The organism is Streptomyces sp. NPDC002809, from assembly GCF_040295435.1.
Taxonomy (GTDB): domain Bacteria; phylum Actinomycetota; class Actinomycetes; order Streptomycetales; family Streptomycetaceae; genus Streptomyces.
The window spans coordinates 22,882-46,076 of record NZ_JBEOVJ010000046.1 but is presented as its reverse complement, the minus strand read 5'-3'; the positions used below and the strand labels follow the sequence as shown (position 1 = coordinate 46,076).

Genomic DNA, 23,195 nt, shown 5'->3' with positions numbered 1-23,195 from the left:
GCCGCCGCTGACGGCGGAGCGTGAACGGCGCAGGTAGTAGGTCCCGTCCACCCTATTGCCTTGCGCCGCCGTCGCCGTCATCCCGCATCCGACCGTCCCCCGCGGGGTTGCGGGAGGACCGGATGGAGGGACAGCAGCCGCTCCACCAGGCGAAGGAACATCGCCGCGTCGCGCAGCAGGTCGTCCGCGTCCCGCCGGCCGGCCGCACCCGGTATGCCCGCTTCCGCCCGGGCCCGGCGACGGGCGCCGGAGGCGAACAGCGCGCTCCACTCGGTGAGCTCGGGGGCGATTTCCGGCAGAACCTCCCAGGCGCTGCGGATCCGCTCCCGGCGCCGCCGGGAGGTCTCGGGGCGTCCGCGGACGGCGAGCACCGCGGCGGCGGTGCGCAGCGCGGCGAGGTGGGCGGTGGCATAGCGCTCGTTCGGTACGTCGAGAACAGCTGCCTCTTCGAGGCCGGCGCGGGCCTGGGCGAGGAGATCGAGAGCGGCGGGCGGCGCCGTGGTGCGCCGGAGTACGGGGTGGACGTCGTGTGCCGGACCGGTCGGTGAGGGGGCAGGGCCGTCTGCGCGGCGTCGCGGAGCGGCTGCTGCGGACGAGTGGGCCATGACAGAACCTCCTGTCTCGTAACGGCTTCGTGGCCGTCTGTATCCATCGTGACGGCCACCACTGACAATCGGCCCGAATCCCCCTCCGACCTGGGCTTTTGCCTCGATCGCAAGTTCGGGCTACCTTTTTGTACTGACTGGTCAGTGCAAAACGATGACGGGGAGGGTCAGTGGACAGCCTGGACAGCCCGCAGGGGGCAGCTGTCACAGCCGACGGTTTCGGCCTCAAGGGGCCGCGCGGATGGGCATTCCGGGACGTGACGTTCAGCGCCGCCCCCGGGTCCCTGATCGCGGTCGAGGGCCCCTCCGGCTCGGGCCGCACCTGCCTGCTGCTCGCTCTCACCGGCCGGATGCGCCCCACCGAGGGCGAGGCCGCGACAGGCGGCCTGCGCCTGCCGCGCCGGGCCTCCGCCGTACGCCGTATCGCGGCGCTGGGCCCGGTGCCCGGGGTCAGCGAACTCGACCCGGCCTTCACCGTCGCCGAGCACCTGCGTGAACGCGTCCTGTTGCAGCGCCGTTTCGACGGCTCCCTGCGCACCCTGCTGCGGCCGCGCCGCGAGCGCGCCGCCGAGGACCGGGCCCGGATCGACACCGCGCTGAAGGCGGCCGGGCTCGACCTCGCCACCCTGCCGAAGGCCGAGCGGACCTCCGTACGGGATCTGGAGCGGCTGGAGGCACTGCGGCTCTCCGTCGCCCTCGCGCTGATCGGCCGGCCACGGCTGCTCGCGGTGGACGACACCGATCTCAAGCTCTCCGACGCGGAACGCGCGAAGGCCTGGGAGCTGCTGCGTCTCCTCGCCGCCGACGGCACGACCGTGCTGGCCGTGTGCAGCCAGGCTCCCGAGGACGCCGTCACCGTGCGCACCGGCGCCACCAGCGCCACCAGCGCCACCAGCGCCACCAGCACAGCGGACTCCACGGACACAGACACGAACACAGACACGGACACGGACACCACCGGCGATGCCGCGTCACCGGCCGCCCCGGCACACGACGAAGGGACGGCCGATGCGTTCGCCGAGACTGGCCGCGCTTGAGCTGAGGCGCTTCGGCAGGGGGAAGCTGCCGCGCGCCGCGCTGGCCGCGCTCCTGCTGCTGCCGCTGCTCTACGGCGCCCTGTACCTGTGGTCGTTCTGGGACCCGTACGGCCGCCTGGACCGCATCCCCGTCGCGCTGGTCAACGACGACAAGGGCGCCTCCGCCGCGGGCAGGCACCTCGCGGCCGGCGACGAGATCACGGGCAAACTGCTCGACTCCCAGGTCTTCGAGTGGCACGAGGTGAGCGCCGCCGAAGCGCACAAGGGCGTCGAGGACGGCACGTACTACCTCTCGCTGACCATGCCCTCGGACTTCAGCGAGCGCATCGCCTCCAGCGCCGGCGACTCCCCCGAGACGGGTGCGCTCCAGGTGCGCACCAACGACGCGAACAACTACATCGTCGGTCAGATCTCCCGGACGGTCTTCTCCGAGGTCCGTACCGCCGCGTCCACCAACGCCTCCCGGGGCTTCCTCGACCGGATCTTCATCAACTTCTCCGATCTCCACGACGCGACGGCGAAGGCGGCCAAGGGCGCAGCCGACCTCGAGGGCGGGATCGGCAAGGCGAAGAAGGGATCGAAGGACCTCGCGGACGGGCTGAAGGACGCGAAGGCCGGCAGCAGCCGGCTGGCCACCGGCATCGTCCAGCTGAACAAGGGTGCGAGCGACCTGGAAACCGGCTCGCGCCAGGTCGCCGACGGCACCCAGCTGCTCGCCGACAAGGTCAACGGGGTGGCCGCCGACGTCCGCCCGTTCCTGAAGGACAACGGCAAGGCGATCGGCGACACGGCCCGGCTCGTCGCCGACTCCTCGCAGACCGTACGGGACAACCTCGACCTGCTGGTGGAGGCGGCGCCCACCGCCGCCACCGCCGCCCACACGGCCTCCGACGACCTCGCCGAGGTCCATCGCACCCGGTGCGTGGAGCAGCCGCTTCCCGATCCCACCGTCTGCGCGCCGCTGAAGCGGGCCGTGACGGCGGCGGCCGATGTCGCCGCCGTGGCCGACGACGTGAACGTCCTGGTCAGGAACCAGAACGGGGACCTCAAGAAGCTGCGCACCCAGCTGACCACCCTGCAGCAGCAGGCGAACGCACTCGCCGAGCGTTCGCCGCACCTGGACGAGGACCTGGAGAGCGCCGTCAAGAAGGTCAACGCGCTCAACACCGGTGCCCACAAGGTCGCCAAGGGCGCCGGCCGGCTGCACACCGGCCTGGCCACCGCCAAGTCGGGCTCCGCCGAGCTGAACACCGGTGTCGGCGACCTCAAGAAGGGTGCGACGAACCTCGACAGCGGGATGATCCGGCTCGGCGACGGTTCGGCCACGCTCGCCAAGGGGCTCGACGACGGGGTCGACAGGATCCCCGACTACGACAAGAAGGACCGGGACGCCCGTACGGGCGTCATGGCCGACCCCGTGCAACTGGCCTCCCAGTCGCTGCACGCCGCCCCGAACTACGGGACCGGCTTCGCCCCCTACTTCATCCCGCTCTCCCTCTGGGTCGGCGCGATGGTGGCGTACATGCTGATCCAGCCGCTCAACCGGCGTGCCCTGGCCGCCGGGGCACCGGCCTGGCGGATCGCCTTCGCGGGCTGGCTTCCGGTGGCCGCGATCGGTCTGCTCCAGGTGGCCGCGCTGATGTCCGTACTGCACTGGGGACTAGGCCTCCGGATGGCCCACGCCGCCGGCACGATCGGCTTCCTGGCCCTGGTCACCTGCTGCTTCGGGGCGATCGTGCAGTGGCTGAACGCCCGCTTCGGGGCGGCGGGCCGCATCCTCGTCCTCGCGGTGCTGATGCTCCAGCTGACCTCGGCGGGCGGCACGTACCCCGTACAGACGAGTCCGGGCTTCTTCAACGCGATCCATCCGTACCTGCCGATGAGCTACATCGTCGAGGGCCTGCGCCGCCTGATCACGGGCGGCGGACTCGGCCCGGTCTGGCAGGGCTGTGCGGTACTCCTGGCCTTCACCGCCGGGGCGCTCGCGCTGACCGCCGTCTCCGCGCGCCGCAAGCAGGTGTGGACCCTGGACCGGCTGCATCCGGAGCTGAGTCTGTGAGCGCTCCGGGACCTGTGAGAATCAGGAGTATGGAAAGCAGTAGCGCCACACGCCGCCAGGCCACCCGGCAGAAGCTCTACGAAGCGGCCGTGACCCTCATCGCGGAGAAGGGGTTCTCGGCCACCACGGTGGACGAGATCGCCGAGCGTGCCGGAGTCGCCAAGGGCACGGTGTACTACAACTTCAAGAGCAAGACCGAGCTCTTCGAGGAGCTCCTGCGCCACGGGGTCGGGCTGCTCACCTCCTCGCTGCGTACGGCGGCGGAGGAGACCGACGAGCGCGGCGGCAGCCGGGTCGAGGCGCTGGACGCCATGATCCGGGCCGGTCTGGTCTTCATCGACCGCTACCCGGCCTTCACCCAGCTGTACGTGGCCGAGCTGTGGCGCACCAACCGCGCCTGGCAGGCCACCCTGCTGGTGGTGCGTCAGGAGGCCGTCGCCGTCGTCGAGGGCGTCCTCAGGCAGGGTGTCGAGGGCGGCGAGCTGAGCGAGGAGATCGACATCCCGCTGACGGCGGCAGCGCTGGTCGGCATGGTTCTGGTGGCTGCGCTGGACTGGCAGGCGTTCCAGCCGGAGCGGTCGATCGACGACGTGCACTCGGCACTGTCCCTGCTGCTGCACGGGCGGGTCAGCGGGCGCTGACCCCGGGTCCGCCCGTCCTCCGGGACACACGAAGGCGCCGGTCCGTCAGGGCTCGATCCCCCGAGCCCCGCCTGACCGGCGCCTTCCGTGCTGCCGGAGGACCTTCCCCCGTGAACCCCGTGTCTCCCCCGTGGTCCCGAGTCCTCCGCCGTGCACCCCCGTTCGGAAAAGAGTGCCGCGCCTGTTCCGCCGCCCCGTGCCGGCGGTACCGGCGCAGCGCCCCTTCCGTGGTCCCCACTCTGCCGTTTCCGCAGGTCGCACCCCATCCGCGTCGCTACTCATCTCACCTCCTAGGTACGGATACTCAGACCTGCGCACCCGCACCCTCCCGCTCCGGTAGGGCGCCTGGTTACGATCACGTCCGTGTCCGTACTCCCCCTGGTGTTCACGAGTGGCTGGGCGAGCGGGATCAACGCCTACGCGGTGGTCCTCCTCCTCGGCGTCTTCGGCGCTACCGGAGTGACCGACGAGGTGCCGGCCTCGTTGCAGCGCGCCGACGTCCTGATCGTGGCCGGTGTGCTCTTCCTGTGCGAGGTGGTGGCGGACAAGATCCCGTACGTGGACTCGGTCTGGGACGCGGCGCACACCGTCATCAGGCCGCTCGCCGGGGCCGTCGTGGCGGCGCTGCTGGCGGGCGACAGCGGTTCGCTGCCGGAGGTCGCCGCCGGGGCCATCGGTGGTTCCACCGCGCTGATGAGCCATCTGGTGAAGGCGGGCACCCGGATGGCGGTCAACACCTCCCCCGAGCCGTTCAGCAACATCGCCGTGAGCACGGCCGAGGACCTGGGCGTCGCCGGAGTCGTCACCTTCGCCATATTCCATCCGTGGATCGCGGCTTCCGTCGCCGCGGCTCTGCTGGTGCTCGGCCTGGTGATACTGGTCTTCCTGGCCTCCAGGATCCGCCGGTTCCTGCGCCGCAGAGCGCAGCGGCGCGAGGAGAAACGGCTGGCCGTCCTCGCCTCCCACCGGCCTGACGGCTGAGCTGTCGGCGGCGGCCGTTAAGGTCGCAGCCATGGCACGTATTGCGGTGATCGGCGCCGGGTTGGGCGCGATGTCGGCGGCGGCACGGCTGGCCGTGGCAGGCCACCGGGTGACGGTGTACGAGCGGTCGGGGACGTTCGGCGGCTCGCTCGGCCGCCATGCCCTGGACGGCTTCACGTTCGACACGGGACCCGGCCTGCTCCATCTGCCCGCCGTCTACCGCGACCTGTTCGTGAAGACCGGCAAGGAACCGCTGGAGCGGTGCGTCACCCTGACCCAGGTCGACCCGGCGAGCCGCCATGTCTTCGCGGACGGCACCGATGTGTCCCTGCCGAACGCCTCGCGGGCCGGCGTCGTCGGAGCCCTGGACGCCGCCCTCGGGGGCGGCGCCGGCGGGAGCTGGGGCGCGTTCCTCGACCGGGCGGGGGACGCCTGGGACCGGTCCCGGCGGCCCCTGCTGGAGGAGCCGCTGCGCCCCGACTGGCAGGTGCTGACCCGTGATCCGTATCCGGCGCCCGTGCGGCGGCGGCTGCTGCGCCCCGCCCTTCGGGCCGGCACGGTGACGGAAGTCGGCTCCTGGGAGCTGGCGGATCCCCGGCTGGCGGCCCTGCTGGACGGGTACGCGCTGTCGTACGGCCTCGATCCCCTGCACGCCCCGGCGAGCACGGCCCTGCTGCCGTACATGGAGGAGACGTTCGGCAGTTGGTACGTCTCCGGCGGCATGCGGGCACTGGCGCAGGCGGTGTACGAGCGGTGTCTGGCCCGGAAGGTGGAGTTCGTCTTCGGCGCGGAGGTGGCCCGGGTCCTGGAGAAGGACGGCAGGGCTGCGGGCGTGGAGCTGGCGGACGGGACGGTCGCGGAGGCGGCTCACGTGGTGCTGGGGGCCCGGCCGCACGCCGGTCTGATCCCCGCTCAGGAGCTCTGGCAGGACGGCGACGTGACGGTTCAGCCCCGGCCTCGGGGCTCCGCCCCGACCGGCCGGTTCCTGGTGCTGCTGTCGCTGCGCGGCGCCAGGCCCGCGGATGCCGTGCACCGGACGCTGGTGCATCCGGCGGACGGGGGGGCCGAGCGCGAGGCGGTGTTCGGCGGCCGCCTCGCCACGCACCCCACGGTGACGGTGCTGCGCCCCGACGATCCCTCCACCCGCCCCGACGACGCCCACGAGGCCGTGACGCTGACGGCGACCGTCGCCCCGCACGGCCCGGTGGACTGGACGGACGAGGGGCTGCGTGCCCGGTTCGCGGACACCCTGATCGACGCCGCGGGCGCTGCCGTGCCGGCCCTGCGGGACCGGATGCTGCGCATGGAGGTGCGGACACCCGCGGAGTCCGCGGCCGAGACTGGCGCGCCGGGCGGCGCCGTTCCCGCGCCCGCGCTGGCGGGCGCGGAGGGCGGCTACCTCCACGCGGGCAATCGCACCCGGCTGCCGGGACTGTTCCTGGCGGGCGGCTGGTCGCATCCCGGCGGCGGTCCGGCTCACGCGGGGATGTCGGGGGCGCTCGTCGCGGGGCTCATCGTCGAGGGGGACGGGTTCCGCGGCTCGCAGTGAGTGCCGCGGCCGGGACCGGAGCGAGGCGGCGCTTGGCCCCGCGGGCGGGGACCGGTCCCCGCCCTGGCGATGCTTCGCCCCCCGGTCGCCTGAGGGGCACCCCGTCAGGCGCTGGGGATCAGTAGCGGTACTGCTCGTTGTAGCCCGTGTCGTAGCCGTTCGGATACGGCGCCGGAGCGGGCTGCTCGGGAGGCGTCGGCGGGTACTGCTCGCCCTCGCGCTGCTGCGGCACCCAGACACCCCCCGGCGGGGTCTCGGAGGCGTACGGCTGGGACTGGGCGTACGGGTCGGCGAACTGCTGGCCGCCGCCGTAGCTGTCGTAGGTCCCGTCGCTCCCGTAGTTCCCGTACTGCGGGGTGCTCGCGGTGGTGCCGATGTACGGGTCGGAGTACGCGGCGTACTGCTGCTGGTCCGTGCCGTAGTCGTACTGCCCGGCTCCCGCGTAGGTGTCCTGGCCGGCTCCCGCGTAGGGGGCTTCCTGGCCCTGCGCCGGGTACGCGGAGTAGTCGGTGTACGCGGCGTACTGCGGTTGCCCCTGCGGCTGCTGGTGCTCCTGGTACTGACCCTGCTGGTACTGGTCCTGCTGGTGTTCGTGCTGGGGGCGGTGATCGGTGTAGATGCCGTACTGCCCCGTGTCGTCGGGCAGCGGCTCGGGCGCGTAGACCGCGGCCGGACCGGTCTGCGGCGCGGCGTCCGGCCGGGCCGGCTCCTCACCGTCGTGCTCCATCTCCAGGTCCGAGACCTGGAGCGTGGGCTCGCGGTCGGTGCCGCCGCGACGGCGCCGGCTCTCCCCGGGGCTGCCCCCTATGGCCCAGCCGGTCGAGAAGCCGCGGCGGAACGAGAGCGTGACGTACGTCTGGCCCGTCGCGAAGGCGATCGCGCCGACGGCGATGACGAACACGGACGGCATCAGGACACCGATGACGACACCGACGAAGCCGGTGAAGGCGAGCAGGCGCCAGCGCAGGCGTGCCTTGTACTGCAGCAGCACCTCACCGAGCAGCCACAGCGCAACGATGCCGAACGCGATGTAGAGGACCGTCCAGCCCATGCCCGCCCCCTTCTACGGCCACCGCCCCGGGTCGCGGCGGGTACGGCCGGTCACGACTGCTTGTGCAGTCCGAGATTCTCGTAGATTTCGAGCGTCGCCGTCGAGTTGTTCAACGTGATGAAGTGCAGCCCGGGGACACCCTCGGAAAGCAGCTTCGCGCAGAACCGCGTTGCGAAGTCGATGCCAATGGAGCGTACAGCGGCGGGATCGTCCTTGGCTGCGAGGATGCGTTCTTTCAGGGATGCGGGCAGCGTCGCATTGCTGAGCTGCGCGAATCGCTCCAATTGCCCGACGCTCGTGAGGGGCATCACCTCGGGGATGATCGGGGTTTCGCAACCCGCAGCGACCACCCGGTCACGCATCCGCAGATAACTCTCCGGATCGAAGAACATTTGCGTGATCGCGTAATCCGCACCGGCGCGGCACTTGTCCACGAAATGCCGGATGTCGGTGTCCCAGTCGGCCGAGCGCGGGTGCCGTTCGGGGAATGCCGCGACGCCGACGCAGAAATCGCCGGATTCCTTGATCAGCCGGACGAGGTCCGCCGCGTACCGCACGCCCTGGGGGTGCTCGACCCACGGGCCCATCGGGTCGCCCGGCGGGTCTCCGCGCACGGCGAGGATGTTCCGGATGCCGGCGTCCGCGTACTGACCGACCATGTTGCGCAGTTCGGCGATGGAGTGGTTGACCGCCGTGAGGTGCGCGACCGGCGTGAGCGTGGACTCGGCTGCGATGTCCTGGGTCGCCTTCACCGTGCCGGCCCGGGTGGATCCGCCGGCTCCGTACGTCACGGAGACGAAGCTCGGTCCCACCGCCTCGACCCGGCGCAGCGCGTTCCAGAGGTTCCGTTCGCCCTTCTCGGTCTTGGGCGCCCAGAACTCGAAGGAGTACGAGGTCTTGCCGGTCTCGAGCATCTCACGCACGGTGCGCGCGTGATCTGTCCTGGTGGAAGGTGTACCAAGGGCCATACCGGCAGGTTAACCAGGGCACGGCAAGCTCCCAACCGAACTGGGGCGATTTGCCTTGATTACCCGCTTCTTTGTCCACACTTCGGACACTCATGTCTCAAACCGACGCCTTCGGATCCCGAATCACCCGTCGGTGCGGTCGCGGATCCTTCCCGCCAGTCCGGCAGCGGCAGCAGCGGGATCGGACGCCTCCGTGACGGCCCGCACGACGACGACCCGGCGCGCTCCGGCGTCCAGCACCTCGTCGAGGTTGCCCGCGTCGATCCCGCCGATGGCGAACCACGGACGGGCGGGGGCGAGCGAAGCGGCGTAGCGGACGAGATCCAGGCCGGGGGCGTGCCGGCCGGGCTTGGTCGGCGTGGGCCAGCAGGGGCCGGTGCAGAAGTAGTCCACACCGGCTTCGGCGACGGCCGCGTCGACCTCGGACTCGGCGTGGGTGGAGCGGCCGATGACCACGTCATCGCCGATGATCGCGCGTGCGGCCGGGACCGGCAGGTCGCCCTGGCCCAGGTGCAGCACGTCGGAACCGATGGCGTGGGCGACGTCGGCCCGGTCGTTGACCGCGAGGAGCTTGCCGTGGCGCTTGCAGGCGTCGGCGAAGACCGCGAGGTGTTCGAGTTCCTCGGCCGCCTCCATGCCCTTGTCGCGCAGCTGGATGATGTCCACGCCACTGGAGAGGACCGCGTCGAGGAACGCGGAGAGGTCACCCTGGCGCCGGCGGGCGTCCGTGCACAGGTAGAGCCGGGCATCGGACAGCAGCGCGCGAGGCGTGGACATGGTGCGGTTCCCCCCGGGGAAGGCGATGGCGGTGTTTCGGTGGCGCCGCGCGGGGACGCGGGCCGCGTCGTGCGGCCCGCGTCCCCGTGCGGCTGTCGGTCAGACGGCGAGCGCCTGGGCGCGGCGCTTCACCTCCGTGCCGCGATTCTCACTCAGCGCCTGCGCGGGCGTGCCCGGCAGGCTCGGGTCGGGGGTGAAGAGCCATTCCAGCATCTCCGCGTCGGAGTAGCCGTCGTCCCTCAGGAGCGTCAGGGTCCCCGAAAGGCCCTTGACCACCTTGTCGCCGTCGATGAAGGCGGCAGGCACCTGGAGCGCACGGTTCTCACCACGTCGTACGGCAATGAGCTGGCCGTCCTTGACCAGCTGGCGCACGCGCGTCACCTCGACACCGAACATTTCGGCGATGTCGGGAAGGTGGAGCCAGGCAGGGACGAGAGCATCGATCTTTGCGTCAATCTCGGTCACGGGGACAAGCGTGCCATCCCGGACCGACAGCCGGTACCCGGGGCCGCCCGTACGGGGGCCCGGATACGCCGTCAGAGCGTGGCCGATTTCAGGGGCACGGAGGGGTCCGCGACCCGCTCCGGGGCGAGCTCCGCCCCCGATTCGACGAGTTTGCGCCCCTGCGCCAGATCGCGCGGACGGCCGACCGCCAGTACGGCGACGAGCGCTCCGGCGCGCAGCCAGCACACCGTCCACGTGGGTTCGGCCGGATCGCCTCGCCACACCAGGGTGTCGGCCCCCGTGTGGTGGCCCGCGTACTGGACGAAGCGGCCGAACTGCTCGGACCAGAAGTAGGGCACGGGGTCGTAGACCGGGGGCTGCCCGTCGCCCTCCGGGGTGGCGGCGGTGACGGCTGCGGCGACGGTCCGCGGCCCCTGGAGGGCGTTGTCCCAGTGGTGGACGAGCAGCCGCTCGCCGTACCTGGCCGAGGGGAACGAGGCGCAGTCCCCGACCGCGTACACATCGGGGAGCGAGGTGCGCAGTGAGGCGTCCGCGGTCACCGATCCGTCCGGGCCGAGTTCGATCCCCGATCCGGCCAGCCAGCCGGTCGCGGGCCGGGCGCCGATGCCGACGACGACCGCGTCCGCCGGAATCTCGCGGCCGTCCGCCAGGACCACGTGACCGGCTTCGACGCGGTCGACGCGGACGCCGGTGAGGAGTCCGGCGCCGCTCTCGGCGTACCAGCCGGTCATGGGGGCCGCCACCTCCGCGGGCAGCGCGCCGGCCAGCGGGCGTTCGGCCGCCTCGACGACGGTGACCGTACAGCCGGCCGCGCGGGCCGCGGTGGCGAACTCGGCGCCGATCCAGCCCGCGCCGACGACCACGACATCGTGCCGCTGTTCGAGGACCGGACGAAGCCGTGCGGCGTCGTCCAGCGTGCGCAGGAGGTGGACGCCCGGGACGCCCTCGGTGCCTGGCAGCATCAGGGGCTCGGCTCCGGTGGCGACAACCAGGACGTCGTAGGGGACGGGCCCGTCCGGAGTGTCCAGTTCGTGGTCGCCCGCGCGCAGCGCGGTCACGTCGAGGCCGAGCCGCAGGGTGATGTCCAGCGCCTCGAAGTCGATGTCGAAGGCCGAGTCCTCGGCCTTGCCGAGAAGGACGGCCTTCGACAGCGGGGGCCGGTCGTAGGGCTGGTGCGGTTCGGCGCCGATCAGCGTGACGGGGCCGGTGAAGCCCTGCTCCCGCAGGGCCACCGCCGTCTGCACGCCCGCCATGCCCGCTCCGGCGATCACGACGCGGCGGCTCTGCCACGGCTCTGTCTGCTGTTGTCCGGTCTGCTCGTCCACCCGTCCACCTTAAGCAACTGACGGTCCGTCAGGAAGATGCCGCCCGGCTCGCCGTCACCGGACCACCGCGCCCGTGCCCCCGTTCGCGGCACCACCGGCTCCTCTTGCCGGTGGCGCGGGGCAGGGGTTTAGGGTAGCCGTGCACATCACTCGCGGGAGCCCGGTCGTACCGGGCTGAGAGGGAGGCTGGACGGCCTTCGACCGTACGAACCTGATCCGGGTCATGCCGGCGAAGGGAGGGGCTGGACGCCCATGCGCACACACCGTACGAACGGGTCCGACGTCCTTGTCATCGGGGGCGGCATCATCGGCCTGGTGACCGCCTGGCGGGCCGCGCAGCGCGGCCTGGCCACCGCGGTCGTCGATCCCGAACCGGGCGGCGGCGCAGCCCGGGTCGCGGCGGGGATGCTGGCCGCCGTCACCGAACTCCACTACGGCGAGGAGATGCTGCTCGGCCTCAACGTCGCCTCCGCCGCGCGCTATCCGGCGTTCGCGGCCGAGCTGGAGGCGGCGAGCGGACAGGACATCGGCTTTCGCACCTGCGGCACCCTGGCCGTCGCGCTCGACGCCGACGACCGCGCCCATCTGCGGGAACTCCACGCCCTGCACTGCCGCTCGGGCCTGGAGTCGGAGTGGCTCACCGGCCGGGAGTGCCGCCGCCTCGAACCGATGCTCGCACCGGGCATACGCGGCGGGCTGCGGGTCGACGGCGACCACCAGGTCGACCCGCGACGGCTGGCCGCCGCACTGCTGACGGCGTGCGAGCGGGCCGGGGTCGTCCTCCACCGCCAACGGGCCGAGCGGCTCTCGGTCACGGGCGACCGGGCCACCGGAGCCGTACTCGCCGACGGTACGCGGCCGGAGGCCGATCAGGTCGTGCTCGCCGCGGGCAGCCTCAGCGGCCGGCTCGCAGGGGTGCCGAAGCATGTCCTGCCCCCGGTCCGTCCGGTGAAGGGCCAGGTACTGCGGCTGACCGTGCCCACGACGTACGCGCCCTTCCTCTCCCGCACCGTGCGGGCCGTGGTCCGGGGCAGCCACGTCTATCTCGTGCCGCGTGAGAACGGCGAGCTGGTCATCGGCGCCACCAGCGAGGAGATGGGCTGGGACACCACCGTCACGGCGGGCGGTGTGTACGAGCTGCTGCGCGACGCGCACGAACTGGTGCCGGGCATCACCGAGCTGCCGCTCACCGAGACCCGCGCCGGTCTGCGCCCCGCCTCCCCCGACAACGCCCCGCTGCTCGGCCGCACCGCGCTGCCCGGCCTCCATCTCGCCACCGGCCACCACCGCAACGGGGTGCTGCTCACCCCCGTCACCGGGGACGCCATGGCGCAGCTGCTGGCGGACGGCGAGCTGCCCGAGGTGGCCCGCCCCTTCTCCGCCGGCCGTTTCTCGCCCGCCGCCGCCCCCGTACCTCAGGAGCAGCCCGCATGACCGAGCCCACCCCTCTCTCCGTCTCCGTGAACGGCGAGGCCCTCGCCGTCGCGCCGGGCACCACCCTGGACGCCCTCGTCGCCTCACTGACCAGCGCTTCCTCGGGCGTCGCGGCCGCCCTGAACGAGACCGTCGTGCCGCGCGGCCAGTGGCCGGCTGCCGCGCTCACCGACGGCGACCGGGTCGAGGTCCTCACCGCGGTCCAGGGAGGCTGACCATGTCCGACGACGTCTTCACCCTCGGCGGCACCGCGTTCGGCTCCCGGCTGATCATGGGGACGGGCGGGGCGCCCAGCCTGGATGTGCTGGAGCGGTCCCTGACCGCCTCCGGCACCGAGCTGACGACCGTGGCGATGCGCCGGCTCGACCCGACCGTGCAGGGCTCCGTGCTCTCCGTGCTGGAGAAGCTCTCCATCCGGGTGCTGCCGAACACGGCGGGCTGCTTCACGGCGGGCGAGGCCGTGCTCACCGCCCGGCTCGCCCGTGAGGCGCTCGGCACCGACTGGGTCAAGCTGGAGGTGGTGGCGGACGAGCGCACCCTGCTGCCCGACCCCATCGAGCTGCTGGACGCCGCGGAGACGCTGGTGGACGACGGCTTCACCGTGCTGCCGTACACGAACGACGACCCGGTGCTGGCCCGCAAGCTGGAGGACGTGGGCTGTGCGGCGATCATGCCGCTCGGCTCCCCCATCGGCTCCGGTCTGGGCATCCGGAACCCGCACAACTTCCAGCTGATCGTCGAGCAGGCTCGGGTCCCGGTGATCCTGGACGCGGGCGCCGGCACGGCGTCGGACGCTGCGCTCGCCATGGAACTGGGATGCGCGGCCGTGATGCTGGCGTCCGCGGTGACCCGGGCCCAGGAGCCCGAGCTGATGGCCGCCGCGATGCGTCACGCGGTGGAGGGCGGGCGGCTCGCGTACCGCGCGGGGCGGATTCCCCGCCGCCACTTCGCCGAGGCGTCGTCACCGACGGCGGGGCGGGCGGTGCTGGATCCGGAGCGCCCGGCGTTCTGAGTCCGGAGGCCCGGCCGGTGCGTGAGGCGGATCTCATGTCCCTGCCGGAGCACGCCTGGGCCCCGTGCCACACCCGTTCCGCGACGGCGGATCGCATGTCCCTGTCACGGCTCGGCTGCAGTTGGGCTCCGGGATCGCCCCGGCCAGTCGGCCGTGTCCGCGGTGGCTCGTAGACTCGCCTGCGTGGATACGACCCTCCAGGACCCTCTCGTCGGGCAGCTGCTCGACGGCCGCTACCGCGTCGATGCCCGCATCGCCGTGGGCGGCATGGCCACGGTCTACCGGGCCATGGACACCCGGCTCGACCGGGTGCTCGCCCTCAAGGTGATGCATCCGGCGCTCGCGACCGACGCCTCGTTCGTCGAGCGCTTCATCCGCGAGGCCAAGTCGGTGGCCCGGCTCGCGCACCCCAACGTGGTCGCGGTCTTCGACCAGGGCGCCCACGGGCAGTACGTCTACCTCGCGATGGAGTACGTCGCGGGGTGCACGCTGCGCGACGTGCTGCGTGAGCGGGGCGCTCTGCAGCCGCGGGCCGCGCTGGACATCCTGGAGCCGGTGCTCGCCGCCCTGGGGGCCGCACACCGGGCGGGCTTCGTCCACCGGGACATGAAGCCGGAGAACGTACTGATAGGCGACGACGGCCGGGTCAAGGTCGCCGACTTCGGGCTGGTCCGGGCCGTGGGCTCGGTCACGAACACCACCGGGTCCATCCTGGGCACCGTCTCCTATCTCGCCCCCGAGCAGATCGAGCACGGCACCGCGGACACCCGCGCCGATGTGTACGCGTGCGGTGTCGTGCTGTACGAGATGCTCACGGGCACCAAGCCGCACACCGGGGATTCCCCCGCCCAGGTCATCTACCAGCACCTCAACGAGGACGTCCCGCCCCCCTCCGCCGTCGTCCCCGGTCTCGCGGCCGAGCTCGACGAGCTGGTGGCGAGCGCCACCGCCCGTGACCCCGGGATCCGGCCGTTCGACGCGGTGGCGCTGCTCGCCGAGTCCCGCAGGGCCCGGGCCGGCCTCACCGACGCACAGCTCGACGCCGTGCCGCCGCAGGCCCTGGCCGAGGTGCACGACGACGCCGAGGACCGCACGAGCGTGATCCCCCGGGTGCTGCCGCCGGGCCAGGGCACCGCCCACCACACCAGCCGGCTCGAGATGCCACCCCAGCCGCCCCCGCAGCCGCCGGGCCGTCGAGCGGGGCTGCGCGGGACACCGCGGCGCGGTGTCATCGCGGCGGTCCTCGCCGTGCTCCTGGTCCTGGGGGTCGGCGGTGGCGTCTGGTACATCAACTCCGGACAGTTCACCCGCGTCCCCTCGCTGCTGGGTCAGAGCGAGAAGGCGGCCAAGGAGCGGCTCTCGAAGGCCGGTCTCGAACTCAAGGGCGTGCGGCGGGCCTACAGCGACACCGTCGACCGGGGCAAGGTGATCAGCAGCGACCCGAAGTCCGGTGCCCGCATCCGGGGCAACGGCTCGGTGGCGCTGGTCCTCTCGCGCGGTCCCGAGATCGTGACGGTCCCCGATGTCCAGGGCCTCGAGCTCTCCGAGGCCAGACGTCAGCTGGAGAAGAAGGGCCTCGCGCCCGGCATGACCACCAAGGAGTTCAGCGAGGACGTGGCCGCCGGCGAGGTGGTGCGCACGGAACCCGAGGCGGGCGCCGAGCGCCACCCGGACTCCGCGGTCGCGCTCGTCGTCTCCAAGGGCAGCCCGGTGGACGTCCCCGACGTCACCGGCCTCTCCGTCGAGGACGCCACCGCCGCGCTGGACGACGAGGGACTGAAGGCGAAGGTGCTGCCGGACCGGGTGAACTCCCCCGAGGACGCCGGCGACATCGCTCGCCAGTCCCCCGTCGAGGGTGAGGAGGCCGCCGAGGGCGACACCATCACGCTGACGGTCTCCGAGGGCCCGCGGATGATCGACGTCCCGGACGTCACCGGCAAGGACGTCGACGACGCCCGCAGCGAGCTGGAGGACGCGGGCTTCGAGGTCAAGGTCGACCGCCCGTTCCTGTCCTTCAGCGACACCGTCGCCGGCCAGTCCGTCGACGGCGGCGACCAGGCCCCCGAGGGCAGCACCATCACCATCAAGACCAAGGGGCTCTAGATCCGTATGCGCAACCCTGTCGGCGGCCACATCCCGGTGGCCGGCGGCCTCGCCAAGGTCGGTCTGCCCTACGCCCGCGAGATGGGGGCTGAGGCCGTCCAGGTCTTCGTCGCCAATCCGCGCGGCTGGGCCACCCCGGCCGGGAACCCGGCGCAGGACGAGTTGTTCCGCACCGAGTGCGCCGCCGCGTCCATGCCTGTGTACGTCCACGCCCCGTACCTGATCAACTTCGGCTCGCACACCCCGGCGACCGTGGAGAAGTCCGTGGAGTCCCTGCGCCACTCCCTGCGCCGGGCCCGCGAGATCGGTGCCCTGGGCGTCGTGGTGCACACCGGTTCGGCGACCAACGGCCGGCCGCGCGAGGAGGCGCTGGCGCAGGTGCGTGCCCACATGCGGCCCCTGCTGGACGAGCTGACCCACGACGACGACCCGTTCCTGCTGCTCGAGTCGACCGCCGGCCAGGGTTACTCGCTCTGCTCACGGACCTGGGACTTCGGACCGTACTTCGACGCGCTCGACGCCCATCCGAAGCTCGGCATCTGCCTCGACACCTGCCACATCTTCGCGGCGGGACACGACCTGGCCGGTCCGGCGGGCATGAAGGAGACGCTGGACCTGCTGGTGGAGACGGTGGGCGAGGGCCGGCTGAAGCTGATCCACGCAAATGACTCCAAGGACGTCGCCGGGGCGCACAAGGACCGGCACGAGAACATCGGGTCGGGCCACATCGGCGAGGAGCCGTTCCGCGAGCTGTTCTCCCACCCGGCCACCGAGGGCGTTCCGCTGGTCATCGAGACGCCCGGCGGCAAGGAAGGGCATGCGGCGGACGTCGCCCGGCTGAAGGAGCTGCGCGGCCGGGGCTGACCGGGCGGACACCCATTGAGGAATACCCCAGGGGGGTATAGCGTTCTTGCTGTCGGCAGGAACCGCTCCTCGGCATTGGGGGAACACCATGCAGGACCACACGCAGCACGCCGGTCACCCCGACCACAGCATCCACGCCGGCCACACCAGCCATGCCAACCACTCGGACCACGCCGGCCACACCGACCACTCCGGTCACGGTTCCGGCGGCGTCAGCTGGGCGATGGCGGCCCGCGCGACCCTCCACTGCCTCACCGGATGCGCCATCGGTGAAATCCTCGGCATGGTGATCGGCACCGCACTCGGCTGGGGCAACGTCCCGACGATGGTCCTCGCGATCGTCCTGGCGTTCTTCTTCGGCTACACGCTGACGCTGCGGTCGGTCGTGAAGGCGGGCGTCGACTTCAGGACGGCGTTCCGGGTCGCCCTCGCGGCCGACACGCTCTCGATCGCGGTGATGGAGCTGATCGACAACGGGGTGATCGTCCTGTGGCCGGGCGCCATGGACGCGATGCTCTCGGACGTCCTGTTCTGGGGAGCGCTCGCGATCTCGCTGGCCGTCGCGTTCGTCGTCACCACACCGGTGAACAAGTGGATGATCGGGCGCGGCAAGGGACACGCGGTGGTGCACCGGTACCACCACTGAGGCGGTACGGGAGGAGCCTGCACGGCCGGATCAGAGCTCGGGGCCTTCCCCGGGCTCTTCCTGGTAGGAGTAGCGCTGTTCCTTCCAGGGATCGCCGATGTTGTGATAGCCGCGTTCCTCCCAGAAGCCGCGGCGGTCGGCGCTCATGTACTCGATGCCCCGGACCCACTTGGGGCCCTTCCAGGCGTACAGGTGCGGTACGACGAGCCGGAGCGGGAAGCCGTGTTCGGCGGTGAGCAGCTCGCCGCCCTTGTGGGTGGCGAACAGGGCTCGCTCGGAGGTGAAGTCGTCGAGCCGGAGGTTCGAGCTGAAGCCGTACTCGGCCCAGACCATCACATGGGTCACCTGCGGCGCGGGCGGCGCGAGCGCCACGACGTCACGGGCGAGCACCCCGCCCCACTCGGCACCGAGCATGCTGAACTTGGTCACGCAGTGCAGATCGGCGACGACCGAGGAGAAGGGCAGCGCCGAGAACTCCTGATGGTTCCAGCAGTGCTTCTCGCCGTCGGCCGTGGCCCCGAAGACCCGGAACTCCCAGCGGTCGGGCTTGAACTTGGGCACCGGACCGTAGTGGGTAACCGGCCAGCCACGCTGCAGTCGCTGTCCCGGCGGAAGCTCGGACTGCTCTGATGCGCGGTGTTCCCGGCTTTCCGGCTGACCCATGTCTCCATGGTGACAGACAGGCAGGGGTGGTCATGACCAGGGCAGAGGCGTTTCGGGCAACTCGTACTAAGCATGCACTTACTGGACGCTCACCGGGTGCGATGCGAAGATGCGGCCAACTTGCCCAGTTCACCGGTTGGAAGGAGCCTCTGCGATGCAGGGCGACCCCGAGGTCCTCGAGTTCCTGAACGAACAGCTGACCGCCGAATTGACTGCCATCAACCAGTATTTCCTGCATGCAAAGATGCAGGACAACTTCGGCTGGACGAAGCTCGCGAAGTACACGCGCTCCGAGTCCTTCGACGAGATGAAGCACGCCGAGATCCTGACCGACCGCATCCTTTTCCTCGATGGACTGCCGAATTACCAGCGGCTCTTCCACGTACGCGTGGGCCAGACGGTGACCGAGATGTTCCAGGCGGACCGCCAGGTCGAGGTGGAGGCGATCGACCGCCTCAAGCGGGGCATCGAGCTGATGCGCAACAAGGGCGACATCACGTCCGCGAACATCTTCGAGTCGATCCTGGCGGACGAGGAGCACCACATCGACTATCTCGACACCCAGCTGGAACTGGTCGAGAAGCTCGGTGAGCCGCTCTACATCGCCCAGCTGATCGAGCAGCCGGAGAGCTGACCGCCGCGGGACCGCGCATACGGCCGGCCGGGCCGCCGGATGTCGGGCGGCGTCGGTGTCAGGCGGCGTCGGGAAGAGCCACTGGCGCGGAAAGAGGGCCGGCGCCGGAAGCGATGCCCTGATCGGCATCGGAAGCGGCGCCGGCCGTGACGCGGTCCGCGGTGCCCGGTGCCTGCTTCTGGTCGAGCAGCTCACGCCGCGGGCAGGAGCCGCGGCCGAGCATCGCCTGGATGGTGCGGACGCAGCCACCGCAGTCGGTCCCCGCCTTGCAGGCGGAGGCTATCTGGCGGGGCGTACAGGCTCCGGCTTCCGCATGCTTCTTGACCTGCTGCTCCGTAACGCCGAAGCACGAGCAGACGTACATGCGGTTCACCTCCCGACGGGATGGATCGTGGGCGCCGCCCCGATAATCGGTGAGGCTAACCTAACCTTACCCGTCGCTCAAGGCCCGTAAAAGCCCCGGAACGCCCTGTGGGGCACGGATCACATCGATCCGTGCCCCACAGTCGTACGCGTGCTTCGTTCGGTGACGCCTACTGGTCCCGGTACATCTCGGCGACCAGGAACGCGAGGTCCAGCGACTGGCTGCGGTTGAGCCGCGGGTCGCAGGCCGTCTCGTAACGCTGGTGGAGGTCGTCCACGAAGATCTCGTGGCCGCCGCCGACGCACTCGGTGACGTCGTCACCGGTGAGCTCGACGTGGATACCGCCCGGGTGCGTGCCGAGGCCCTTGTGCACCTCGAAGAAGCCCTTGACCTCGTCCAGGACGTCGTCGAAGCGGCGGGTCTTGTGGCCGGACGCGGCCTCGAAGGTGTTGCCGTGCATCGGGTCGGTCACCCAGGCCACGGTCGCGCCCGAGGCGGTGACCTTCTCGACGAGCTCCGGGAGCTTGTCGCGGACCTTGTCGGCGCCCATCCGCACGACGAAGGTCAGCCGGCCGGGCTCGCGCTCGGGGTCGAGGCGCTCGATGTAGCCGAGGGCCTCGTCGACGGTGGACGTCGGGCCGAGCTTGATGCCGATGGGGTTGCGGATCTTCGAGGCGAACTCGATGTGCGCACCGTCCATCTGACGGGTGCGCTCACCGATCCACACCATGTGGGCCGAGGTGTCGTACAGCCGGCCGGTCCGCGAGTCGACGCGGGTCAGCGCCGACTCGTAGTCCAGCAGCAGGGCCTCGTGCGAGGCGTAGAACTCGACGGCCTTGAACTCGGCCGGGTCCGTCCCGCACGCCTTCATGAAGTTCAGCGCGTTGTCGATCTCGCGGGCCAGGGCCTCGTAGCGCTGGCCGGACGGGGACGACTTCACGAAGTCCTGGTTCCAGGCGTGCACCTGGCGCAGGTCGGCGTAGCCACCGGTGGTGAAGGCGCGGACGAGGTTCAGCGTGGAAGCGGATGCGTGGTACATCCGCTTCAGCCGGTCCGGGTCCGGGATGCGCTCGGCCTCGGTGAAGGCGAAGCCGTTCACGGAGTCGCCGCGGTAGGTCGGCAGGGTCACGCCGTCGCGGGTCTCGGTCGGCTTGGAGCGCGGCTTGGAGTACTGACCGGCGATCCGGCCCACCTTGACGACGGGCACGGAGGCCGCGTAGGTGAGGACGGCACTCATCTGGAGCAGCGTCTTCAGCTTGGCGCGGATGTGCTCGGCAGACACGGCGTCGAAGGCCTCGGCGCAGTCACCACCCTGCAGCAGGAACGCCTCGCCCTTGGCGACGGCTCCCATGCGGGCGCGCAGCTGGTCGCACTCGCCGGCGAAGACGAGCGGCGGATACGACGCGAGGTCCGCGAGTACATCGCGCAGCGCCTCGGAGTCGGGGTACTCGGGCTGCTGCGCCGCGGGAAGGTCTCGCCAGGTGTTGCCACCGGCGACGGAGGTATTGGCGTTCACGGTCACGGTTCCCACATTACGGGGTCGCGTCCACCGGTTTTCCGGGTGCTCAACGGATGAGACGGACACCCGGCCCGGTCAGTGACGGGGGCCACAACCGGCCCTGCCGGCCGCCACGTCTTACGGAACGGGACAAGTGGTCAACAGGGGCGGGGCGTTGAAGCGGGATCACCGCGACACCCGCGCCGCGGGCGACAGGAACGGGCACGCTCCGGCACCACCGGGCGGCGACGGACCGGACCGGCGTTCCTTTGACGGCTGGAGGCGGGCGGCGGCCGAGGGGTCGCGAAACGCCGGTCCGGCCTCGTCGGACCGGGCCCGGGAACGGGCCGGGGAACGGGCCATGGAGCAGAGCCGCCGGAAACGCCGCCCGGCCGCGAGCAAGGGGCCCTTCGTGTTCCGGTCATGGGTTATGGTTCGGGCATGTTCGCGCACTCGACCCGTAACTGGTGGTGGACCGCTCATCCAGCGGCCCACTGATCGCGCGTACACCGACGCAGAGGCCGCCCGAGGGGCGGCCTTTCCTGTGTCCGGGGCCGTTCCTCCCAGCTGATCCAGTGGAAGGAACACCGCAGATGGCACCGCACACCGCAGCGCACACGATCGTCCAGAGACTCCTTGGCGACGACTGCCCGCCCTTCGCCCTGCTGCGCAGGCGCACCCCCGGCCACGACCACGACACCGTCGAGGTGCTGATCGGCCGGGTCCGGGAGGCCGACAGGCTCGCCGACATCCCCGTCGGCGAACGGCCCGCCCTCGCCCTGGTGCCGTTCCGGCAGATCGCCGAGCGTGGTTTCGACGTCCGCGACGACGGCACGCCGTTGGCCGTGCTGGTCGCGGACGAGACGTACGAACTGCCCCTCGACGAGACCCTGGACGTGCTGCCCGCCCACGCGGTGCGGGTCGAGGACGGTGCGTTCGACGTGTCCGACGAGGAGTACGCGGGGACGGTGCGGCGGGTCATCGAGGACGAGATCGGCAGGGGCGAGGGTGCGAACTTCGTCATCCGGCGGACCTTCCGGGGCGAGATCCCGGGGTTCGGCCGGGCGGACGCGCTGGCGCTCTTCCGGCGGCTGCTGGCCGGTGAGCGGGGCGCGTACTGGACGTTCGTCGTGCACACCGGTGACAGGACGCTGGTCGGCGCCAGCCCCGAGGTGCATGTGCGGATGTCCGGCGGGACGGTCGTGATGAATCCGATCAGCGGCACCTACCGCTACCCGGCCGAGGGGCCGACCGCCGAGAGCCTGCTGGCCTTCCTCGGCGACCGCAAGGAGACCGAGGAGCTCTCCATGGTGGTCGACGAGGAGCTCAAGATGATGTGCACCGTGGGCGACATGGGCGGTGTGGTGATCGGGCCGCGGCTCAAGGAGATGGCTCATCTCGCGCACACGGAGTACGAGTTGCGCGGCCGCTCCTCGCTGGATGTGCGCGAGGTGCTGAAGGAGACCATGTTCGCGGCGACGGTCACCGGCTCCCCCGTGCAGAACGCCTGCCGGGTCATCGAACGGTACGAGTCCGGCGGGCGCGGCTACTACGCGGGCGCGCTGGCCCTGTTGCGGCAGGGACCCGACGGGACGCAGACGCTGGACTCGCCGATCCTGATCCGGACCGCCGACATCTCGGCCCGGGGCGAGCTGCGGGTTCCGGTCGGGGCGACGCTGGTGCGCCACTCCGATCCGGAGAGCGAGGTCGCCGAGACCCATGCGAAGGCGGCCGGCGTGCTGACCGCGCTGGGGGTGCGGCCCGGCCGGCCGCAGGCCGAGGGCGCGCGCCCCCGGCTGGCGGACGACCCCCGGGTACGGGCGGCTCTGGATGCCAGGCGGGAGGGGCTGGCGCCGTTCTGGCTGCGGATGCAGGAGCGCACCGACACCCTGTCCGGCCATGCGCTGGTGATCGACGGCGAGGACACGTTCACCTCGATGCTGGGGCATCTGCTGCGGGCCTCGGGCCTCGATGTGTCGGTGCGCCGCTACGACGAGCCGGGGCTGCGCGAGGTCGTGCGGAGGCACGAGGGGCCCGTCGTGCTGGGCCCGGGGCCGGGGGATCCGGGCGACGCGGCCGACCCGAAGATGCGGCTGCTGCGCTCCCTCGCGGCGGAGCTCGTACGGGATCACCGGCACGGGCTGCTCGGGGTGTGCCTGGGCCATGAGCTGATCGCGGCGGAGCTGGGTCTCGACATCGTCCGCAAGACCGTTCCGTACCAGGGCGCGCAGACCCGGATCGATCTGTTCGGCCGCCCGGAGACCGTCGGCTTCTACAACAGCTTCACCGCGCGCTGCGACGACGCGGCGGCTGCCGAGCTGGCGGCGCACGGCATCGAGGCGAGCCTGGACCCGGCGACCGGGGAACTGCACGCACTGCGCGGGGACGGCTTCGCCTCGGTGCAGTTCCATCCGGAGTCGGTGCTGTCGCTGCGCGGGGCGGCGATCGTGGGCGAGCTCCTGGCGGGGCTTCCGGTACGCGGCTGACGCTCCCGGCGCCGCCCGTGCCCCGGCGGGGCC

23 protein-coding genes and 1 riboswitch are annotated in these 23,195 nt (G+C 71.5%); of the genes, 14 read left to right on the top strand and 9 right to left on the bottom strand.

Annotated features, from left to right (window positions below; all coding sequences use genetic code 11):
* Nucleotides 1-77: 77 nt before the first annotated feature.
* Nucleotides 78-605, bottom strand: coding sequence for an SAV_6107 family HEPN domain-containing protein (locus ABT025_RS24945; RefSeq protein WP_350998548.1), 528 nt, complete (start codon nt 603-605; stop codon nt 78-80).
* A gap of 179 nt (nt 606-784) precedes the next feature.
* On the opposite strand from ABT025_RS24945, the gene ABT025_RS24940 reads away from it, so the two are divergent.
* From ABT025_RS24940 to ABT025_RS24920, 5 genes are all read left to right on the top strand, one after another.
* A complete protein-coding gene (locus ABT025_RS24940; protein ID WP_350998582.1) occupies nt 785-1,642 on the top strand; it encodes an ATP-binding cassette domain-containing protein in 858 nt (285 codons plus the stop codon).
* Nucleotides 1,614-3,701: a YhgE/Pip family protein gene (locus tag ABT025_RS24935; protein WP_350998545.1), complete on the top strand. Its 2,088-nt coding sequence runs from the start codon at nt 1,614-1,616 to the stop codon at nt 3,699-3,701. Before ABT025_RS24940 ends, ABT025_RS24935 begins: the two co-directional genes overlap by 29 nt.
* 29 nt (nt 3,702-3,730) lie before the next feature.
* On the top strand, nt 3,731-4,342 hold the full coding sequence (locus tag ABT025_RS24930) for a TetR/AcrR family transcriptional regulator (RefSeq protein WP_350998542.1): 612 nt from the start codon (nt 3,731-3,733) through the stop codon (nt 4,340-4,342).
* A 363-nt stretch (nt 4,343-4,705) separates the two neighbouring features.
* Nucleotides 4,706-5,323: a DUF4126 domain-containing protein gene (locus tag ABT025_RS24925; protein ID WP_350998540.1), complete on the top strand. Its 618-nt coding sequence runs from the start codon at nt 4,706-4,708 to the stop codon at nt 5,321-5,323.
* Between the two features lie 31 nt (nt 5,324-5,354).
* On the top strand, nt 5,355-6,872 hold the full coding sequence (locus ABT025_RS24920) for a phytoene desaturase family protein (RefSeq protein ID WP_350998537.1): 1,518 nt from the start codon (nt 5,355-5,357) through the stop codon (nt 6,870-6,872).
* A gap of 118 nt (nt 6,873-6,990) precedes the next feature.
* Here the strand turns inward: ABT025_RS24920 and ABT025_RS24915 are convergent, their stop codons facing one another.
* From ABT025_RS24915 to ABT025_RS24895, 5 genes are all read right to left on the bottom strand, one after another.
* Complete coding sequence (locus tag ABT025_RS24915; RefSeq protein WP_350998534.1) at nt 6,991-7,923, bottom strand: hypothetical protein; 933 nt, start codon at nt 7,921-7,923, stop codon at nt 6,991-6,993.
* 50 nt (nt 7,924-7,973) lie between these two features.
* Nucleotides 7,974-8,891 (bottom strand): methylenetetrahydrofolate reductase [NAD(P)H], encoded by a 918-nt coding sequence (gene metF / locus ABT025_RS24910; protein WP_350998531.1) that lies wholly within the window; start codon nt 8,889-8,891, stop codon nt 7,974-7,976.
* A 123-nt stretch (nt 8,892-9,014) separates the two neighbouring features.
* Nucleotides 9,015-9,668, bottom strand: coding sequence for a thiamine phosphate synthase (gene thiE, locus ABT025_RS24905; protein ID WP_350998528.1), 654 nt, complete (start codon nt 9,666-9,668; stop codon nt 9,015-9,017).
* Between the two features lie 99 nt (nt 9,669-9,767).
* Nucleotides 9,768-10,133 carry an Rv2175c family DNA-binding protein gene (locus tag ABT025_RS24900; RefSeq protein ID WP_219574161.1) on the bottom strand — a complete coding sequence of 122 codons (366 nt, stop codon included), beginning with the start codon at nt 10,131-10,133 and terminating at the stop codon, nt 9,768-9,770.
* Between the two features lie 71 nt (nt 10,134-10,204).
* Nucleotides 10,205-11,386 (bottom strand): NAD(P)/FAD-dependent oxidoreductase, encoded by a 1,182-nt coding sequence (locus ABT025_RS24895; RefSeq protein WP_350998579.1) that lies wholly within the window; start codon nt 11,384-11,386, stop codon nt 10,205-10,207.
* Between the two features lie 214 nt (nt 11,387-11,600).
* Nucleotides 11,601-11,713, top strand: a riboswitch (TPP riboswitch).
* Between ABT025_RS24895 and thiO the strand changes: the two genes are divergently transcribed.
* The 6 genes from thiO (at nt 11,711) to ABT025_RS24865 (ending at nt 17,517) form a co-directional block, all read left to right on the top strand.
* Nucleotides 11,711-12,892, top strand: a complete 1,182-nt coding sequence (gene thiO / locus ABT025_RS24890; protein WP_350998519.1) for a glycine oxidase ThiO — start codon at nt 11,711-11,713, stop codon at nt 12,890-12,892. Its footprint overlaps the riboswitch before it by 3 nt.
* A complete protein-coding gene (gene thiS, locus ABT025_RS24885; protein WP_350998516.1) occupies nt 12,889-13,107 on the top strand; it encodes a sulfur carrier protein ThiS in 219 nt (72 codons plus the stop codon). Before thiO ends, thiS begins: the two co-directional genes overlap by 4 nt.
* A gap of 2 nt (nt 13,108-13,109) precedes the next feature.
* Nucleotides 13,110-13,904: a thiazole synthase gene (locus ABT025_RS24880; RefSeq protein ID WP_350998513.1), complete on the top strand. Its 795-nt coding sequence runs from the start codon at nt 13,110-13,112 to the stop codon at nt 13,902-13,904.
* 183 nt (nt 13,905-14,087) lie between these two features.
* A complete protein-coding gene (pknB, locus tag ABT025_RS24875) occupies nt 14,088-16,007 on the top strand; it encodes a Stk1 family PASTA domain-containing Ser/Thr kinase (protein ID WP_350998510.1) in 1,920 nt (639 codons plus the stop codon).
* A gap of 6 nt (nt 16,008-16,013) precedes the next feature.
* Nucleotides 16,014-16,871, top strand: coding sequence for a deoxyribonuclease IV (locus ABT025_RS24870; RefSeq protein ID WP_350998507.1), 858 nt, complete (start codon nt 16,014-16,016; stop codon nt 16,869-16,871).
* 88 nt (nt 16,872-16,959) lie between these two features.
* Nucleotides 16,960-17,517 (top strand): DUF4396 domain-containing protein, encoded by a 558-nt coding sequence (locus tag ABT025_RS24865; protein ID WP_350998502.1) that lies wholly within the window; start codon nt 16,960-16,962, stop codon nt 17,515-17,517.
* Between the two features lie 30 nt (nt 17,518-17,547).
* On the opposite strand, the gene ABT025_RS24860 is transcribed toward ABT025_RS24865, so the two are convergent.
* A complete protein-coding gene (locus tag ABT025_RS24860; RefSeq protein ID WP_328893468.1) occupies nt 17,548-18,180 on the bottom strand; it encodes a sulfite oxidase-like oxidoreductase in 633 nt (210 codons plus the stop codon).
* 154 nt (nt 18,181-18,334) lie between these two features.
* Between ABT025_RS24860 and bfr the strand changes: the two genes are divergently transcribed.
* Nucleotides 18,335-18,814, top strand: coding sequence for a bacterioferritin (gene bfr / locus ABT025_RS24855; RefSeq protein ID WP_136328351.1), 480 nt, complete (start codon nt 18,335-18,337; stop codon nt 18,812-18,814).
* Between the two features lie 58 nt (nt 18,815-18,872).
* Here bfr and ABT025_RS24850 read toward each other — a convergent pair whose 3' ends face one another.
* Nucleotides 18,873-19,178: a (2Fe-2S)-binding protein gene (locus ABT025_RS24850; RefSeq protein ID WP_350998496.1), complete on the bottom strand. Its 306-nt coding sequence runs from the start codon at nt 19,176-19,178 to the stop codon at nt 18,873-18,875.
* Between the two features lie 169 nt (nt 19,179-19,347).
* Complete coding sequence (locus ABT025_RS24845) at nt 19,348-20,694, bottom strand: class II 3-deoxy-7-phosphoheptulonate synthase (RefSeq protein ID WP_350998576.1); 1,347 nt, start codon at nt 20,692-20,694, stop codon at nt 19,348-19,350.
* Between the two features lie 405 nt (nt 20,695-21,099).
* On the opposite strand from ABT025_RS24845, the gene ABT025_RS24840 reads away from it, so the two are divergent.
* Nucleotides 21,100-21,174, top strand: a complete 75-nt coding sequence (locus ABT025_RS24840; RefSeq protein ID WP_219572129.1) for a trp operon leader peptide — start codon at nt 21,100-21,102, stop codon at nt 21,172-21,174.
* 95 nt (nt 21,175-21,269) lie between these two features.
* The gene (locus ABT025_RS24835; RefSeq protein WP_350998494.1) at nt 21,270-23,162 is read left to right on the top strand and encodes an anthranilate synthase family protein; all 1,893 of its coding nucleotides are present in this window, start codon (nt 21,270-21,272) and stop codon (nt 23,160-23,162) included.
* The last annotated feature ends 33 nt before the right edge of the window (nt 23,163-23,195 follow it).